This is a genomic window from Mesorhizobium sp. M1A.F.Ca.IN.020.03.2.1 (genome assembly GCF_004023205.1).
Taxonomy (GTDB): Bacteria; Pseudomonadota; Alphaproteobacteria; order Rhizobiales; family Rhizobiaceae; genus Mesorhizobium.
Genome location: NZ_RZSV01000039.1, coordinates 1 through 16,272, shown reverse-complemented (window position 1 = coordinate 16,272; position 16,272 = coordinate 1). Strand labels below are relative to the sequence as shown.

Sequence of the window (16,272 nt, the reverse complement as noted above, 5' to 3'; positions counted from 1 at the left end):
ACGTCTTCTTGGCTACCGTAAAACTTAAATCACCCATCGATGGCTCGATCTATGCCGAGCGGCCGGTCGCGACGGATCAGGCGATCAATGCGGCGGCAGAGCGCGCCAGGGCGGCGCAGGAGAAATGGGCCGAGACACCGGTTGCCGAGCGCGGCAAGTACATGCTGGCGATGCTGGAAGCGCTGGTCGGCATCAGCGACGAGATCGTGCCCGAGATCGCCTGGCAGATGGGGCGGCCGGTGCGCTATGGCGGCGAGTTTGGCGGCGTCAAGGAACGCACCAGCTACATGGTCGAGATCGCGGAAGCTGCGCTGAAGCCGATCATGGCCTCCAATCCGAAGGACGGCTTTCGCCGCTATGTCAAGAAGGTGCCGCTTGGCGTCGTGCTGGTGATCGCGCCGTGGAACTATCCTTATCTCACCGCGGTCAACACGATCGTGCCGGCGCTGATGGCCGGAAGCGCGGTCATCCTCAAGCATGCGGCGCAGACGCTGCTGGTCGGCGAGCGCTTCCAGCAGGCGTTCGACAAGGCGGGCCTGCCGAAAGGCCTGTTCCAGAATCTGGTCATGAACCACGACCAGACCGAAAGGCTGCTCGGCTCGGGCAAGATCGATCATGTCAACTTCACCGGCTCGGTTGCCGGCGGCCGCGCCATCGAGAAGGCCGCGGCCGGCACCTTCATGACGCTCGGCCTCGAGCTCGGCGGCAAGGATCCGGCCTATGTCCTTCCCGACGCCAAAATGGACCATGCGGTCGCCAATTTGGTCGACGGCGCCTTCTACAATTCCGGCCAATGCTGCTGCGGCATCGAGCGCGTCTATGTGCACGAAAAGGTCTATGACGAGTTCGTCGAAGGTTTTGTCGCCGAGACCAGGAACTATGTCGTCGGCAATCCGCTGGAGCAGGCGACGACCATGGGTCCGATGGCGCAGGCACGCTTCGCCGACCTGATCCGCGAGCAGAAGGCAGAGGCGCTGCGCAAGGGCGCCAAGGCGCATATCGCCATGAAGGTGGAAAACGACAGGCCGGGCTCGCCCTATCTGGCGCCGGAAGTGCTGACCGGTGTCGACCACCAGATGAGCGTCATGCGCGAGGAAAGCTTCGGCCCGATCGTCGGCATCATGAAGGTGCGCGACGACGAGGAAGCCATCGCGCTGATGAACGACAGCCCCTATGGGCTGACGGCCTCGATCTGGACGCGCGACACCGAGCGCGCCGTGGCGATCGGCGACCGGGTCCAGACAGGCACCGTGTTCATGAACCGCTGCGACTATCTCGATCCGGCGCTGGTCTGGACCGGCGTCAAGGACACCGGCAAGGGCGCGGCGCTGTCCGCCATCGGCTACGACAACCTGACCCGGCCGAAATCCTATCACCTGCGCGAAGCGATCTGAATTCGAAAGACAATCCATGTCCAAGCTCACCTCCAAATGGAACTACCCCACCACCGTCCGCTTCGGCGCGGGGCGCATCAAGGAACTGCCGGACGCGCTGGCTGCGGCAGGCATCAAGCGCCCGCTTTTCGTGACCGACCCGGGCCTGGCGAAGCTGCCCGTCGTCGCTTCGACACTGAAGATCCTCGACGATGCCAATGTGCCTTATGGCGTCTTTTCCGAGGTGAAGCCGAACCCGGTCGAGTCCAACCTGATCGCCGGCATCGCCGTGTTCAAGAAAGGCAAGCATGACGGGGTCGTCGCTTTCGGCGGCGGCTCGGCGCTCGACCTCGGCAAGCTGATCGCCTTCCAAGCCGGGCAGACGCGTCCGGTATGGGATTTCGAGGACATCGGCGACTGGTGGACGCGCGCCAACTCGGATGCGATCGCGCCGATCATCGCGGTGCCGACCACGGCGGGCACCGGTTCCGAGGTCGGCCGCGCCGGCGTCATCACCAATGAAGAGACCCACACCAAGAAAGTCATTTTCCACCCGAAGCTTTTGCCAGCGATCGTGATTGCCGATCCGGAGCTGTCGGTCGGCATGCCGCCCTTCATCACGGCCGGCACCGGCATGGACGCGCTCGCCCACTGCCTCGAAGCCTATTGCGCGCCGGGCTATCATCCGATGGCAGACGGCATCGCCGTGGAAGGCATCCGGCTGGTGTTCGAAAACCTGCCCAAGGCCTTCGCCAACGGCAAGGATCTGGTCGCCCGCGCGAATATGATGAGCGCGGCCGCGATGGGCGCGGCCGCCTTCCAGAAAGGGCTGGGCGCCATCCACTCTCTGTCGCATCCGATCGGCGCGCTCTACGACACCCATCACGGCATGACCAATGCGGTGTTCATGCCCTATGTCCTCGCCTTCAACCGCGATGCGATCGAGGATCGCATCGCGCGGCTCGCCGCCTATTGCGGCATCAAGGGCGGCTTCGATGGCTTCGCAAAAGCCGTCATCAAATTGCGCAAGGAGCTCAAGGTGCCGCATGCGCTGCCCGGCCTGATCAAGGACCTCGACATGGACAAGAACCGCAAGACACTGATCGCCGACATGGCGGTGGTCGATCCGACCGCCGGCGGCAATCCGGTCAAGCTCACCAAGAAAGGGGCGCTTGCTCTGCTCGAAAATGCCATCGTAGGGTCTGTGTAAACCAATTTGCAGCGGAAAGTTGATCTGGAAACGAGGGGAAAGGAAAGGGCAACGGGCGGAATGCAAGGAGGAGAATAATTAGCCGGAAAAAGAATCGCGAAGCGATTGCTACAGCCGGTTAAAGAGAGTTTACTTTTTCGTGTTGCGGGGTGCCGCTTTCACAAAGCTTTCATCTGGCTGTCACACGAAAACGATACCGCATCGCAGGCGTCCAATGGCGTCAGTTCAACGGAGAGAACACATGTTCAAATTCACGGGGAAAGTACTTTCCCTTTCGGCCGCGGCGCTGTTTGCGTCGACGGTGATTTCGTCCGCCGACGCGATGGACGATCTCGTCAAGGCGGCGAAAGCCGAGGGCCAGCTCACCACCATCGCGCTGCCGCACGACTGGTGCGGCTACGGCGACGTCATCGCCGGCTTCAAGGCGAAGTATCCGGAGATCACCGTCAACGAGCTCAACCCGGATGCAGGGTCCGGCGATGAGATCGAGGCGATCAAAGCGAACAAGGACAACAAGGGCCCGCAGGCACCTGACGTCATCGACGTCGGCCTGTCCTTCGGTCCGTCCGCCAAGAAGGACGGCCTGATCCAGCCTTATAAAGTCTCGACCTGGGATTCTATTCCGGACAGCGCCAAGGACGCTGACGGCTACTGGACAGGCGACTATTATGGCGTGCTCTCGTTCCAGGTGAACAAGGATCTGGTCAAGGAATCGCCGACCGACTGGGCCGACCTGCTGAAGCCTGAATTCGCCAACTCGGTTGCCCTTGCCGGCGATCCGCGCGCTTCGAACCAGGCTATCCAGGCCGTCTACGCCGCCGGCCTTGCCAGCGGCGCTGCCGCTGGCGAAGCCGCAGGCACTGCCGGGCTCGAATTTTTCAAGAAGCTCAATGCCGCCGGCAACTTCTTGCCGGTCATCGGCAAAACCGCGACGCTCGCCCAGGGCCAGACGCCGATCCTCGTCACCTGGGACTACAACGCGCTCTCCGGTCGCGACACGCTGAAGGGCAATCCCCCCGTTGACGTCATTGTGCCGAAGACCGGCGTTGTCGCCGGCGTTTACGTGCAGGCGATCAGCGCTTACGCGCCGCATCCGAATGCGGCCAAGCTTTGGCTGGAATATCTCTACTCCGACGAAGGCCAGATCGGCTGGCTGAAGGGCTATTGCCACCCGATCCGCTTCAACGATCTCGCCAAGAACGGCAAGGTTCCGGCGGATATGCTGGCGAAGATGCCTCCGGCCGAGTCCTATGCGGCCGCGGTGTTTCCGACGCTCGATGAACAGGGCAAGGCGAAAGAAGCCATCACCAAGAACTGGGACGCCGTTGTCGGCGCAAATGTGAAGTAAGGATCAATATGGTCCGGGCGGCCCGATGGCCGCCCGGACTCCTTCCCAAAAACGGTAGCCGGCGCATGACCGATCTCTCGGTTTCCAATCAGGCAATTGCGGGCAAGGCCGCGCCCCCCGGCGAAGCGCGCGCAATGCGGCTGCCGACGCAATGGCTTGGCGTAACGCCGTTCTTCGTCTTCGCCGTCATGTTCCTGATCCTGCCCACGCTCTACTTGATGCTGGGCGCCTTCCAGAACGAGGCGGGCGAGTTCACCTTCGCCAACATCGTCGCGCTTTTTTCGGCCAACATCGTTGCCGCCTACTGGATTTCGATAAAGGTCAGCCTGGCGTCATCGCTGATCGGCGCCTTCGCCGGTCTTGCCATCGCCATCGCCATCGTGCGCGGAGGCCTGCCCAACTGGATACGGTCGGGGACGCTGACGTTTTCCGGTGTCGCGTCCAATTTCGCCGGAGTGCCGCTGGCTTTCGCCTTCATCGCGACCCTAGGCCGGCTGGGCCTCGTCACCGTGCTTCTCAACACGCTGGTTGGGTTCAACATCTATGCGCATGGCTTCAACCTGCTGTCGTTCTGGGGTCTGACGATCACCTATGTCTATTTCCAGATCCCGCTGATGGTGGTCATCATCGTGCCGGCGATCGACGGACTAAAAAGGGAATGGGGCGAAGCCGCCGCCACGCTCGGCGCCACTCAGGCGCAATACTGGCGCTTGGTGGTAATCCCCGTGCTGTGGCCAAGCTTCCTCGGCACCGTGATCCTGCTCTTCGCCAATGCCTTCGGGGCGATCGCCACCGCCTATGCGCTGACCGGGTCCTCGCTCAACATCGTGCCGATCCTGCTCTACGCCCAGATCCGCGGCGACGTGCTGCACAATGCCCATCTCGGTTACGCGATCGCCTTCGGCATGATCGTCATCACCGGGCTTGCCAACATCTTCTACATCTGGTTCCGGACGCGCTCGGAGAGGTGGCTGAAATGAAATCCGGCAGGTTCTGGGCCTGGGTCGTCTTTGTCCTCGGCGCGGCGTATTTCTTCATCCCGCTGATCGCGACGATCGAGTTCTCGCTGCGCATGCGCCGCGGCGTCTATTCCCTGGACGCCTACAAGGTCGTGCTCGGCGACAGCCAGTTCCAGGCGACCTTCATGTTTTCGGCGGTCGTCGCCATCTTCACCATTCTCCTCGGCGTGCTGATCGTCGTGCCTACGGCCTACTGGATCCGCCTTCGCATGCCGCAGATCAGGCCGATCGTCGAGTTCATCACGCTGCTGCCGCTGGTGATCCCGGCCATCGTCATCGTCTTCGGCTATATCAGGATGTATGGGTCGAATTCGCCGCTGCCGTTCCTGGCAACCAATCCAGGCGCGAATGCTCTGCTGGTCATCGGCTATGCAACGCTTGCACTGCCATACATGTACCGCGCCGTCGACACCGGGCTTCGCACCATCGACGTGCGCACGTTGACGGAAGCAGCGCAGATCCTGGGCGCCGGCTGGGGCACGATCATCAGCCGCGTGATCCTGCCCAATGTGCTGATCGCGGTGCTTTCGGGCGCATTCCTGACCTTCGCCATCGTGATCGGCGAATTCACCATGGCCAGCCTGCTCAACCGGCCGGCATTCGGCCCGTATTTGCAGAATCTTGTGGCCAACCGCGCCTATGAGCCGGCGGCGCTGTCGATCATCGCGTTCGTCATAACCTGGGGCTGCATGTCGCTGATCCAGATCTTGTCCCGTTTCGCGCCGAAATCAGCGAACCGCCCCAATTGAGCGAAGTACCGACCGAAAGAAAAAGCCATGGCCGAGCCGTTCCTCTCCATCCAGCATGTGCGAAAGTCCTTCGGCGCCACAACCGTGGTCGAGGATTTCAACCTCGATGTCGCGCCGGGCGAATTCGTCTCCTTCCTCGGTCCGTCCGGCTGCGGCAAGACGACGGTGTTGCGCATGGTGGCCGGCTTCGAGGAGCCCTCGGCCGGCAAGATCGTGGTTAGCGGCAAGGACATCACCAGGCTGAAGCCCAACCAGCGCAATATCGGCATGGTGTTCCAGGCCTATGCGCTGTTTCCCAACCTCACTGTGGCGCAGAATATCGGGTTCGGACTGAAGGTGGCGGGCATGCCCAGGGCGGCCATCGATTCCCGTGTCGCGGAGATGCTCAACATCATCAGGCTGCCGCAGATGGCCGACCGCTATCCCTACCAGCTCTCCGGCGGCCAGCAGCAGCGCATCGCGCTGGCGCGCGCCATTGCGCCGAAGCCGAAGCTTTTGCTGCTCGACGAGCCGCTGTCGGCGCTGGACGCCAAAGTGCGCATTTCGCTGCGAGAGGAAATCCGCTCGATCCAGAAGAAGCTCGGCATAACCACCATCTTCGTGACGCATGACCAGGAAGAGGCGCTGTCGATCTCCGACCGCATCGCGGTCATGTATGGCGGCAAGGCCGAACAGGTCGGCACGCCGTTCGAGATCTACAACCGGCCGGCGACCAAGTTCGTTGCCAATTTCGTCGGCACGCTCAACGTGCTGGAAGGCAAGGTCACCGATGCCGCGTCCGGCAAGGTGCGGGTCAACACGCAGGAAGTCTCGCTGAAGGGCAAGCTCAACGGGTCGAAGTCCGGCGACACGCTGTCGCTGGCGCTGCGGCCCGAAGCGATTTCGCTCGGACGCCAGCCCGGCCACGACACCAGCCTTTCGGGCGAGATCGCCGAAGTGCATTTCCTCGGCTCGGTCATCCGGGTGCGCGTCGGCATCGGCGGCAACACGGTATCGCTCGACACCTTCAACAACTCGGCGACGCCGCCGCCTGTCGTCGGCGAGAAGGCGGACATCTCTTTCTCGTCGGGCGACATGCTGGTGCTGCACTAGGGTGCACAGTGAATAGTGAATAAGTGAATGGTAGTCGGCGAAGAGAGCACGTTACGTGCTCGAATTCTCTCTGATGATGCCCGTTCACCATTCACCATTCACCATCGCTTTTTGCAGTGCCAAAGGCCTGGTTCCATCGCTACGATGAGCCATGGCGCTTTTCGAGCTCACCCTCATCCTGCTTCTGATCGCCGTCGGGCTGACGGCGTTGTCGCGATGGCTGGGGATACCTTATCCCTCCCTGCTGGCCTTGGCCGGAGTGGGGATCGCCTTTCTGCCAGGTGCGCCGACCATCGAGATCGATCCGGAACTGGCGCTTGCCCTGTTCATCGCGCCGGTGCTTCTCGATGCCGCCTATGATACGTCGCTGCGCGACCTGAAGCGCTACCGGCTGTCGCTGGTGCTGCTGGCATTGGGCGCGGTCGTCTTCACCACCGTGGTCGTCGCCTTCGTCGGCTGGAAGATGGCCGGTCTGCCGATCGCGGCGGCGATCGCGCTCGGCGCCATCGTCGCGCCGCCGGACGCCGTGGCGGCGAGCGCCGTGCTTGGCCAGTTCAAGGTGCCGCACCGCCTCAACGCCATCCTGCAAGGGGAGAGCCTGCTCAACGACGCCACGGCGCTTCTGATCTACCGCATCGCCGTTTCGGCCGCGGTCGGCTCGGTCATGCTGAGCGATGCGGTGCCGGTGATCCTTCTGTCGACGGTCGGCAGCGTCGCCGCCGGCTATCTGTTCGGCCGCCTCTCGCTGCTGACGCTGACGCGCATCGAGGATGCGGCAAGCAGCACCGTGGTGCAGTTTGCCGGAACCTTTGCCGTCTGGATCATCGCCGACAGGATCGGCCTTTCCGCCATCATCACCATCGTCGTCTATGCCATCACCATCGCGCGCACCGCGCCACGCCAGATGTCGGCCAGACGCCGCGTCAGCACCTACTCGGTCTGGGAGTCGGCAGTGTTCGTGCTCAATGTGCTGGCTTTCGTGCTGATGGGCCTGCAGGCCCGGTCGATCGTCGGCAGGCTCTCCGGCGATGGGCAGGGCGATGAATTTGTCTTCGCCGCAACGGTGCTGGCCGTTGTCATCGTGGCACGCCTCGTCTGGGTGTTTGGCTACGTCGCGATCATACGGCGGTTCGCCCGCTTCGACAGCAAAGAGCAAAGGCGGGATGCGCCGACATTCGGGGGCGCCTTGCTTGTCGGCTGGTGCGGCATGCGTGGGCTGGTGAGCCTGGTGGTGGCCATTGCACTGCCGGCCAATTTCCCTGGCCGGGACCCGATCGTGCTTGCCGCCTTCGCGGTCGTGCTCGGCACGCTGGTGCTGCAAGGCATGAGCTTGAAGCCGCTGCTGCGCTGGCTCAATTTCGAAGAGGATACGACGATAGATCGCGAAGTGGCGCAGGCACGCGTTGCCATCATGGAAGCCGCGCTCGACGTCCTGAGCCGCAAGACGTCTGCCGCTGCGGACGTCGTGCGCGAGCAGTACGAGGCCCAACGAAAGATCGCCGAGAATCCTGAGGATGCGCAGGCGGCCACCGAATACGACCGGCTGCGCCTCTATGCCATCAAGCGGCAGCGCGATAGGCTCGAAGAATTGCGCCGCGACGGTACGATCGGCGACGAAGCCTATCACCGTCTGGAAGAAGAAATCGACTGGTCCGAGCTGGCAGCATCGCCGGCGGGGCGGTTCCAGTCGCTCACGACCTAGACGATGCCGGGGTCGGCGGTCATGACTGGACCATTCCGCATGTCGATGGCGTCCATTGCAACGCGATGGCCGAGGCGCTAGTGCCGTGGCCGGATATTCAGCCGGTTAATCGATGAAGCTGGTCAGCTACAACATCCAGTACGGCTACGGCAGCGACGGCCGCTACGATCTGGCGCGCGCCACGCGCCTCGTCGACGGTGCCGACATCATCGCCCTGCAGGAAGTGGAGCGGCACTGGCAGCGCAGCAACGGCGACGACCAGCCGAAAATCCTGTCCAGGCTGCTGCCCGACTATCACTGGGTCTACGGTCCGGCCTTCGACATGGACGCCAGCGAAAAGCGTGATGGGCGCATCGTCAACCGCCGCAGGCAGTTCGGCACGATGCTTCTGTCGAAGCTGCCGATCGTCTGGTCGCGGCTGCATGCGCTGCCGCTGCGCCGCACGCTCAAGCCCCTCAACACGCGCACCGCCGCACTGGAGTGCATGATCCGGACGCCGGCGGGATCCGTGCGGGTCTTCTCGCTGCATCTTGCCCATATCGCGGCCGAAGAGCGGCTGGAGCAGATCGACTATCTGCTCGCCGAACAGCGCCGCGCGCCGTCCGATGGCGGTCCCTGGAGCGGCGCCGATGACGAGCCGCAGCGCAACTGGGCGAATGGCGAGCCGGAGCCGGAAAACCCGCTGGCGGCGATCTGGCTCGGCGATTTCAACATGGAGCCGGGAAGTGCGGAATACCGGCGCATCGTCGGCAGCACGCCCTATCATCGCGGCGCCGTCTATATCGACGGGTTCGTCGATGCCGCAGCCGTCGCCGCCAAGCCGGTGGCGGACTTCCACACGCATGAAAAGATCATCGAGGGCAAGCTGGCGAAACGCCGGCTCGATCATTGCTTCGTTGGCGGCGTGCTGGCCGGGCGGGTGCGTTCCGTGAGCGCCGATATCGGCGAAGTGGCCTCCGACCATTTCCCGCTCAGGGTCGATATCGATCTGGAAACCCCAGGCATCGCCGCTAGGCTTGCAGGCGGGTGAGGCGGGCATGACGCTTTTCGTCTTCCTCGCGGTGCTGTCGGCGGCCGCCATGCACGCGATCTGGAACGCGCTGGTCAAGGTGCACCTCGACCGCTTCCTGTCGATCACCTTGATGACGCTCGGCATGGGGGCTGCGGCGCTGCTGGCGCTGCCTTTCGTTGAAGTGCCGAAAGCCGAGGTCTGGCCATTCATCCTCGCCTCGGTCTTCTTCCATATGGGCTACCGGACGTTTCTGATCGGCGCTTACAAGGCCGGCGATTTCGCTCAGACCTATCCGCTGGCGCGCGGTACCGCGCCGCTGCTCTCCGCGCTCGGCGGCATCGTTCTGCTCGGAGAGATACCGGCGCCACTCTCCATCTTCGGCATCGTGCTTCTGTCGGCAGGCACGCTGGTCATGTCGTTTCGCGGCGGTGTGCATCTTGAACGGTTCAATCTGCGCGCCGTCAGCTTCGCGCTCGGCACATCGATCTTCATTGCCAGCTACACGCTGTCGGACGGCAGCGGCGCGCGGCTGGCGGCAACCGCGCAAAGCTATGCGGCCTGGCTGTTCGTCTGCGATGCGCTCTGGGCGCTGGTGCTGTGCATCGCCTTTCGCGGGCCACAGTCGCTGCCCCTGCTGGCGCGGGACTGGAAGGCAGGCCTCTTCACCGGCGTGCTCAGCGGCGCCGCCTACTGGATCGTGATGTGGGCGATGACCAAGGCGCCGATCGCCTCGGTGGCGTCGCTGCGCGAGACCTCGATCCTGTTCGCCATGCTGATCTCGGTGCTTGCGCTGGGCGAGAAGATGACGGCATGGCGCGCCGCCGCGGCGCTGGGCATCGTCGCGGGCGTGGTCGCGCTCAGACTGGGCTGACTTCCCGGTCGATCACGGTCATGACCTCGCCACGCTTCTCGGGGCTGAAGCGGATCACGACGATGATGCAGACGGCGACCACGCCGGCAAACAATGCCAGCGCATAGCCATAGCTGCCTCCCCGCGCTTCGGCGATGCCGGCCTGATACGGGCCGCCATAGGAGGCCGCCAGATTGCCGGCCTGGTAGATGAAGCCAGGCAAGGTCGCCCGCACGGAGCCCGGCGATAGCTCGTTGAGATGCACCGGAATGACGCCCCAGGCGCCTTGCACCGCCACCTGCATGATGAAGGCGCCGAGCGCCAGCATGAAGGGCGTCGTCGTATAGGCCCAGAGCGGAATAGCCGGCAGGGCAATGACGCAGGCGAGCGTGATGGCGTTTATGCGCCCGATCTTCTCCGACAGCGCGCCGAACGCCAAGCCGCCGACAATGGCGCCGATATTGGCGACGATGGTGATCCAGCTCACCGTGTGCGGATCGAAGCCGTGCTGCTTCTTCAGGAAGGTCGGGTAGAGGTCCTGCGTGCCATGGCTGAAGAAGTTGAAGAACATCATCAGCACCACGGCATAGAGCGCGATGCCCCAGTGCTTCTGCAGCGTTACGAGAAGACCCGGCCGCGCCTGCGCCCGGCCTGAGACGAAGGCGGGCGATTCCGGCACGTGCGAGCGGATGAAGAGCACGATCAGCGCCGGTACGAAGCTCAGCAGGAACATGGCGCGCCAGCCGAAGGTGAAATCGCCGATCTTCTGGCCGTAGAGCAGCCCATAGACAACTGCCGCCAGCAGATATCCCGCCGGATAGCCGCATTGCAGGATGCCCGAAACCATGCCGCGGGCGCTGGGCGGAATGGATTCCATGGCGAGCGAGCTGCCAAGGCCCCACTCGCCGCCCATCGCGATGCCGAACAGCGCCCGAAGGGCCAGGAATATGCCGAGATTGGGCGAGAAGGCCGCCAGCGCCCCGATCACCGAGTAGCTGACGATGTTGAGCATCAGCAGCGGTTTGCGCCCATATCTGTCGGCAAGCATGCCGAACAAGAACGCGCCGATGAATCGCGTGGCCAAGGTCAGGAACAGCGCCTTGGAGACCGCCGGGACATCGGTGTGGAATTCAGCGGCGATATCTGTGAGCAGGAATGTCAGAAGGAAGAAATCAAAAGCGTCGAGCGTCCAGCCCAGGAAAGATGCGAGTACGGTTTTCTTCTGCTCCGAGGTGAGACTCAAATCGCTGCTCCTTTGCATCCGCGAAAGGAACGATATGTTCCATGCAGTGCAAAAGAGAACGGGTTATTTGCCGGTTTCCGATCAACCGGCGGTCACATTTCCGTAAACTCCAAGTCGAGGACCATCACCCCGTCGGTGCCCCCTTCGAGCGCCGCTACCAGGCGAGCGCCGGCGCGCTGATGCGCCTCGTGCGCCAAATAGGGGTCGCGGGCGGCAGCATCGCGGAAATCGATGGTAAAGCCATGGCCGAAACCGCGCGCGAACGGCTCCGGGCTGACATTGGCGCTGAAATGAACCTTGCCCATGCCGTCGATGGCCGGGCGCAGCGCTTCGAGATCGGCGTGAATCGCGGCGCGCTCGGCGGCGGAGCTGCCGTCGCCGAAGCGGACAAAGACGCAGTGGCGGATCATTGTTCTTCCCTCAAGCCGCCTTATTGCCCTTGAACACGGCCGGCGGCAGCGGCTCGCGTCCGAGGATCAGATCGGCGCCCTTCTCGCCGACCATGATGGTCGGCGCATTGGTGTTGGAGGAGGGGACACGCGGCATCACCGACGCGTCGCAGACCCGCAGGCCGTCGATGCCGCGCAGCCTGAGATCGGGCGTCACCACAGCCATCGCATCATGTCCCATGCGGCAGGTGCCGACGGGATGGTGATCGGTCTTGGACGCGCGGCAGGCATAGTCGAAGAGGTCGGCGTCGCTTTGCAGCGCAGGGCCGGGCAGCACCTCGCGCAGCACAAAAGGCTGCAGCGCCTTCTGCCGCATGATCTCCCGCGCCAGCCGCAGTCCCTTGATCGACATGTCGCGATCGTAGGAATCGGACCAGTAGTTCGGGTCGATCAGCGGATGATCGGCGGGATCGGCGCTCTTCAATCGCACGGTGCCGCGCGAGCGCGGGCGCAGGAAGGCGGAGTTCAGCGTCACGCCGGGATTGTTCAGCTTCTCGACCCCAGCCTCGATGCCGGAGCCGAGACCGAGATGGAACTGGATGTCGGGCGAGGCGGCGGTCGGATCGGCGTACCAGAAGCCGCCGGTCTCGAACAGGCTGGATGCGACAGGGCCCTTCTTCAAAAGCACGTATTGCAGGCCGGCCCACATCGTGCGGTGCAGCTTAGCATAGTTGTCATAGGTGTGGTCGCCGGTGCATTCGGCGATCACGAACAGGTCGAGATGGTCCTGCATGTTGGAGCCGACGCCGGGCAGGTCGTGGACCGGCGTGACGCCGACCGACTTCAGATGATCGGCCGGGCCAATGCCGGATTGCATCAAGAGCTTTGGCGAGCCGATGGCGCCGGAGGAGATGATCACCTCGCGTTCCGCGCGCAGGATCGTCTTCTCTCCGCCCGGCTTGTCGACGATCTCGACGCCGATGGCGCGGCCTTTCTCGACGACGACGCGGGTGACGAGTACATCGGTCCTGACCGTCAGGTTCTTGCGGGCGCGGATAGGCTTCAGATAGGCGACCGAGGCGGAGGAGCGCCGCGCGTCCTTCTGGGTGAGCTGGTAATAGCCGACGCCTTCCTGGCTGGCGCCGTTGAAATCCGGATTGAAGGGGATTCCCATCTCCTGGCCGGCGCGGAAATAGGCCTCGCAGATCGGCAGCGGCGAGATCGGGTTGGAAACGCCGAGCGGCCCCTGGTCGCCGTGATAATCGTTGGCGAAGCGCTGGTTGTTCTCGGCGCGCTTGAAATAGGGCAGCACATCGCGATAGCCCCAGCCGGCCAAGCCCTCTTCCTTCTCCCAGGCGTCATAGTCGCGGGCGTTGCCGCGCGTGTAGATCTGGGCGTTGATCGACGAGCCGCCGCCGACAACCTTGGCTTGGGTGTACCAGAAGACGCGGTCCTTCATGTGCTTCTGCGGCACCGTCGACCAGCCCCAGGAAGCGATGCCCTTGGTCATCTTGGCGAAGCCTGCCGGCATGTGGATCAGCGGGTGCCAATCCTTCCCGCCGGCTTCGAGCAGCAGCACCGAATTGGTCGGCTCCTCGCTCAGTCGGTTGGCCAGCACGCAACCGGCCGGTCCGGCGCCAACGATGATGTAGTCAGCCATGGTTCCACTCACTCACAGACGAGGCACGGAGAGCGCGCCGTCGACATCGATGACCGATCCGGTTGCAAAGCCGAATTTTCCGCTGGCAAGTGCGGCCACCACAGCGCCGATATCGGCGCCCTCGCCCCAGCGGTTGGCCGGCACCAACCCGCCTTCTATCAGTGCGTCATATTTGGCGGATACGCCTGCCGTCATGTCGGTGCGGATGATGCCCGGCCGCACCTCGAACACCCCGATGTTTTCCGCGGCGAGCCGCAGCGCCAGGTTCTTCACCCACATCGAAAGCCCTGCCTTTGAGATGCAGTAGTCGGCGCGCTCCGGCGAGGCCATTGTCGCGCTGACCGAGGTGATGGTGACGATCGACCTCGCAAAGCTGGCGGGTGTCGCCAGCATCGCCTTGGCGACGGCCTGGCTGAGGAACACCGTGCCGCGCAGATTGATATTTAGCGCGTGGTCGAAATTGTCAGGCTTCAATTCCAGAAGGTCGCCACGCACGACGGCGCCTATGCCGGCGTTGTTGACGAGGCAATCGATGCTGCCGAAGGCGTCCACCGCCGCCGCGACCAGTTTTGGATGGCCAGCGAGATCAGCGATGTCACAGCTGGCATAGGCGAATTTCGCGCTGCGCGCGGCGATGCTTTCGGCAAGTCCATCGGCCGGCTTGTCCGCAAGGTCGGCAACAAGAATATCGAAGCCGGCATCGGCCAGCGCCTCGGCGCAGGCAAGGCCGATGCCGCGCGCGCCGCCGGTGACGATGGCTGCCGGGCGGGTCATGCCGCGAGCTCCGTCTTGCGGATATGGTCTGCCACGCGCAGCGCCTGGGCTGCGATCGACAGCGCCGGATTGACCGCCGCCGAGGTCGGCAGGAAGCCGGCGTCCACGACGAACAGGTTCTTATGGTCGTAAGCACGACAGAACGTATCGAGTGGCGCCGTCGCGGGGTCGTTGCCCATCCGCGCGGTGCCGCACTGGTGCGAGGGCGTGCGCTTGTCGAACGGGCGCGACAGCACGATCGGGTAACCGCAGGCGCGGAAGTTTTCGCGCATCACCGTGGTCAGGCCTTCCAGCGACTGCATGTTGGAGCGCCGCCACTGCATGACGATCTCCTTGCCGTCGACCAGGATGCGGCTTTCAGGATCGGGCAGGTCCTCGCACATCAGGTACCAGTCGACGGCGTGGCCGGCCATGAAATCGAGCGCGAATCTTGGCGCCAGCTTCACATTGGCCCGCAGCATGTTGCCGTCGATCTTGCCGAGCAGTTGCACATTGCCCAGCGGCTTGCCGCCCTTGCCGCCCGACAGATAATAGTCGTTGAGCATCAGCGTCTTCTGGTAGACGGCGTCGTTGCGGCGGCGCGGGTCGATCGCCAGCATCGCGCTCGAATTGTGGTTCATGAAATTGCGGCCGACCTGGTCGGAACTGTTGGCGAGGCCTTTGCCGTTTGTCGAGGGCGAGCGCAGCAGGATGACGGCGGAGTTGATCGCGCCGGCCGATAGGATGACCAGCTTCGGCGAGAGCGTCCTTTGCGCGCCGTTCTGCGTGTAATGAATGGCGGCAATCGATTTGCCGTCCGGCGAGGCCTCGAGCCAGTCGACATGGGCGCCGGTTTCGAGCTTGATGTTCTTGTCATTGAGCGCCGCCGCCAGAGGCCCGGTCTGGGCGTCGACCTTGCCTTGCCCGGTGTTCGGAAAAGCATCCCAGCCGGTCTTGCCCTCCTTCAGCCAGGCTTCGATGTCGACGCCGAGCGGCAGCGAGGCAGGATGCAGGCCTAGGCCTTTGAGCTCGGCGCGAGCACGCGCGATCGAAGGTTCGTCGGGCACCGGCTTGAAGGCATAAGGAATCGAATGGAACGGCTCGGTCGGATCCTCGCCGAGCGCGCCGCGCACGCGGAAAAGCTGCTCGGCCTTCGAATACCAGGGTTCGAACTCGTCATAGGAAAACGGCCAGGCCGGCGAGACACCGCCGAAATGCTCCAGCTCGGAGAAATCCTCCTTGCGGTAGCGGATCAGCACCGCGCCGAAAAATTTCGAGTTGCCGCCGACATAATAGTAATTGCCGGGGTTGAACGCGGCGCCGCCGGCCTCGCGCCACATCTCCTTCGGCCGGTAATGCCCGTCGACGAAGATCGAGCGCGTCGAGCGCGCATGCGGCGTCGCGGGCAGCGGTTCACCGCGTTCCAGGATCAGGATCGAGGCGCCGCTGCCGGCCAAGCCGGAGGCGATCGTGGCGCCGCCGATGCCGGAGCCGATGATGACGATATCCGGATTTGTCATGGTCTAAAGCGCGTCGTGTTTGAACTGACCGGGACCACGCGCTTTAGATCTTTGTCTTGACGCATGTCGCTGCCCCAAAACCGGATCCACTTTTGGGCGACATGCATCAGAGAATGCGCTTCTCGGTCGCCGGATCGAAGAACACCGCCTTGCTGAGATTGAAGGCCAGCGGCGTGCTGGTGCCGGGCTGGATCCTGGCGTCGGCGCGCAGCCGCGCCACCACGCCCTTGCCGCCGAGATTGGTGACGGCGAACGTGTCCGATCCCGCCGGCTCGACCACTTCGATGTGGCAGTCGGCGGTGGCGATTTCGGATCCGTTGCGCTCGGCGCCTTCTGGAGCGGTCAGAGCTTC

At 63.6% G+C, this 16,272-nt stretch carries 14 protein-coding genes and 1 pseudogene; 9 read left to right on the top strand and 6 right to left on the bottom strand.

Annotation, left to right across the window (positions count from 1 at the left end; genetic code table 11):
* Positions 1-8 precede the first annotated feature (8 nt).
* From EOA79_RS09070 to EOA79_RS09030, 9 genes are all read left to right on the top strand, one after another.
* The gene (locus tag EOA79_RS09070; RefSeq protein WP_127334887.1) at positions 9-1,394 is read left to right on the top strand and encodes an aldehyde dehydrogenase family protein; all 1,386 of its coding nucleotides are present in this window, start codon (positions 9-11) and stop codon (positions 1,392-1,394) included.
* A 16-nt stretch (positions 1,395-1,410) separates the two neighbouring features.
* A complete protein-coding gene (locus tag EOA79_RS09065; protein WP_095800500.1) occupies positions 1,411-2,583 on the top strand; it encodes an iron-containing alcohol dehydrogenase in 1,173 nt (390 codons plus the stop codon).
* A gap of 241 nt (positions 2,584-2,824) precedes the next feature.
* Complete coding sequence (locus EOA79_RS09060; RefSeq protein ID WP_095823437.1) at positions 2,825-3,931, top strand: ABC transporter substrate-binding protein; 1,107 nt, start codon at positions 2,825-2,827, stop codon at positions 3,929-3,931.
* Positions 3,932-4,065: 134 nt separating this feature from the next.
* Positions 4,066-4,911 carry an ABC transporter permease subunit gene (locus tag EOA79_RS09055; protein WP_176477631.1) on the top strand — a complete coding sequence of 282 codons (846 nt, stop codon included), beginning with the start codon at positions 4,066-4,068 and terminating at the stop codon, positions 4,909-4,911.
* Positions 4,908-5,699, top strand: coding sequence for an ABC transporter permease (locus tag EOA79_RS09050; RefSeq protein ID WP_095800497.1), 792 nt, complete (start codon positions 4,908-4,910; stop codon positions 5,697-5,699). The genes EOA79_RS09055 and EOA79_RS09050 overlap by 4 nt, the downstream gene beginning before the upstream one ends.
* A 27-nt stretch (positions 5,700-5,726) precedes the next feature.
* Positions 5,727-6,791, top strand: a complete 1,065-nt coding sequence (locus EOA79_RS09045) for an ABC transporter ATP-binding protein (protein WP_095823436.1) — start codon at positions 5,727-5,729, stop codon at positions 6,789-6,791.
* 151 nt (positions 6,792-6,942) lie between these two features.
* Positions 6,943-8,493, top strand: coding sequence for a sodium:proton antiporter (locus EOA79_RS09040; protein ID WP_067002561.1), 1,551 nt, complete (start codon positions 6,943-6,945; stop codon positions 8,491-8,493).
* Positions 8,494-8,605: 112 nt separating this feature from the next.
* The gene (locus EOA79_RS09035) at positions 8,606-9,523 is read left to right on the top strand and encodes an endonuclease/exonuclease/phosphatase family protein (protein WP_095823435.1); all 918 of its coding nucleotides are present in this window, start codon (positions 8,606-8,608) and stop codon (positions 9,521-9,523) included.
* Positions 9,524-9,530: 7 nt separating this feature from the next.
* A complete protein-coding gene (locus tag EOA79_RS09030) occupies positions 9,531-10,376 on the top strand; it encodes an EamA family transporter (RefSeq protein ID WP_067002559.1) in 846 nt (281 codons plus the stop codon).
* Here the strand turns inward: EOA79_RS09030 and EOA79_RS09025 are convergent.
* The 6 genes and pseudogenes from EOA79_RS09025 to EOA79_RS09000 all read right to left on the bottom strand — a co-directional run.
* Positions 10,363-11,616 (bottom strand): MFS transporter, encoded by a 1,254-nt coding sequence (locus EOA79_RS09025; RefSeq protein WP_082953939.1) that lies wholly within the window; start codon positions 11,614-11,616, stop codon positions 10,363-10,365. The genes EOA79_RS09030 and EOA79_RS09025 overlap by 14 nt on opposite strands.
* Before the next feature lie 74 nt (positions 11,617-11,690).
* On the bottom strand, positions 11,691-12,008 hold the full coding sequence (locus EOA79_RS09020) for a Dabb family protein (RefSeq protein WP_127334886.1): 318 nt from the start codon (positions 12,006-12,008) through the stop codon (positions 11,691-11,693).
* Between the two features lie 10 nt (positions 12,009-12,018).
* Entirely contained in the window at positions 12,019-13,647 is a 1,629-nt protein-coding gene (locus EOA79_RS09015) for a choline dehydrogenase (protein WP_095823433.1), read from the bottom strand.
* Positions 13,648-13,659: 12 nt separating this feature from the next.
* Positions 13,660-14,421 carry a 3-ketoacyl-ACP reductase gene (locus tag EOA79_RS09010; RefSeq protein WP_095823432.1) on the bottom strand — a complete coding sequence of 254 codons (762 nt, stop codon included), beginning with the start codon at positions 14,419-14,421 and terminating at the stop codon, positions 13,660-13,662.
* Positions 14,418-15,920, bottom strand: coding sequence for a GMC family oxidoreductase (locus EOA79_RS09005; RefSeq protein ID WP_095823431.1), 1,503 nt, complete (start codon positions 15,918-15,920; stop codon positions 14,418-14,420). Before EOA79_RS09005 ends, EOA79_RS09010 begins: the two co-directional genes overlap by 4 nt.
* A gap of 106 nt (positions 15,921-16,026) precedes the next feature.
* Positions 16,027-16,272: pseudogene (locus EOA79_RS09000) on the bottom strand (sugar ABC transporter ATP-binding protein); the annotation flags it as partial.

Coding starts and splice junctions, on each gene's coding strand:
- EOA79_RS09055 (WP_176477631.1), top strand. CDS start 4,066: ATGCGGCTGCCGACGCAATGGCTTGGCGTAACGCCGTTCTTCGTCTTC.
- EOA79_RS09030 (WP_067002559.1), top strand. CDS start 9,531: ATGACGCTTTTCGTCTTCCTCGCGGTGCTGTCGGCGGCCGCCATGCAC.
- EOA79_RS09005 (WP_095823431.1), bottom strand. CDS start 15,920: ATGACAAATCCGGATATCGTCATCATCGGCTCCGGCATCGGCGGCGCC.
- EOA79_RS09050 (WP_095800497.1), top strand. CDS start 4,908: ATGAAATCCGGCAGGTTCTGGGCCTGGGTCGTCTTTGTCCTCGGCGCG.
- EOA79_RS09015 (WP_095823433.1), bottom strand. CDS start 13,647: ATGGCTGACTACATCATCGTTGGCGCCGGACCGGCCGGTTGCGTGCTG.
- EOA79_RS09065 (WP_095800500.1), top strand. CDS start 1,411: ATGTCCAAGCTCACCTCCAAATGGAACTACCCCACCACCGTCCGCTTC.
- EOA79_RS09040 (WP_067002561.1), top strand. CDS start 6,943: ATGGCGCTTTTCGAGCTCACCCTCATCCTGCTTCTGATCGCCGTCGGG.
- EOA79_RS09025 (WP_082953939.1), bottom strand. CDS start 11,616: ATGCAAAGGAGCAGCGATTTGAGTCTCACCTCGGAGCAGAAGAAAACC.
- EOA79_RS09035 (WP_095823435.1), top strand. CDS start 8,606: ATGAAGCTGGTCAGCTACAACATCCAGTACGGCTACGGCAGCGACGGC.
- EOA79_RS09020 (WP_127334886.1), bottom strand. CDS start 12,008: ATGATCCGCCACTGCGTCTTTGTCCGCTTCGGCGACGGCAGCTCCGCC.
- EOA79_RS09060 (WP_095823437.1), top strand. CDS start 2,825: ATGTTCAAATTCACGGGGAAAGTACTTTCCCTTTCGGCCGCGGCGCTG.
- EOA79_RS09045 (WP_095823436.1), top strand. CDS start 5,727: ATGGCCGAGCCGTTCCTCTCCATCCAGCATGTGCGAAAGTCCTTCGGC.
- EOA79_RS09010 (WP_095823432.1), bottom strand. CDS start 14,421: ATGACCCGCCCGGCAGCCATCGTCACCGGCGGCGCGCGCGGCATCGGC.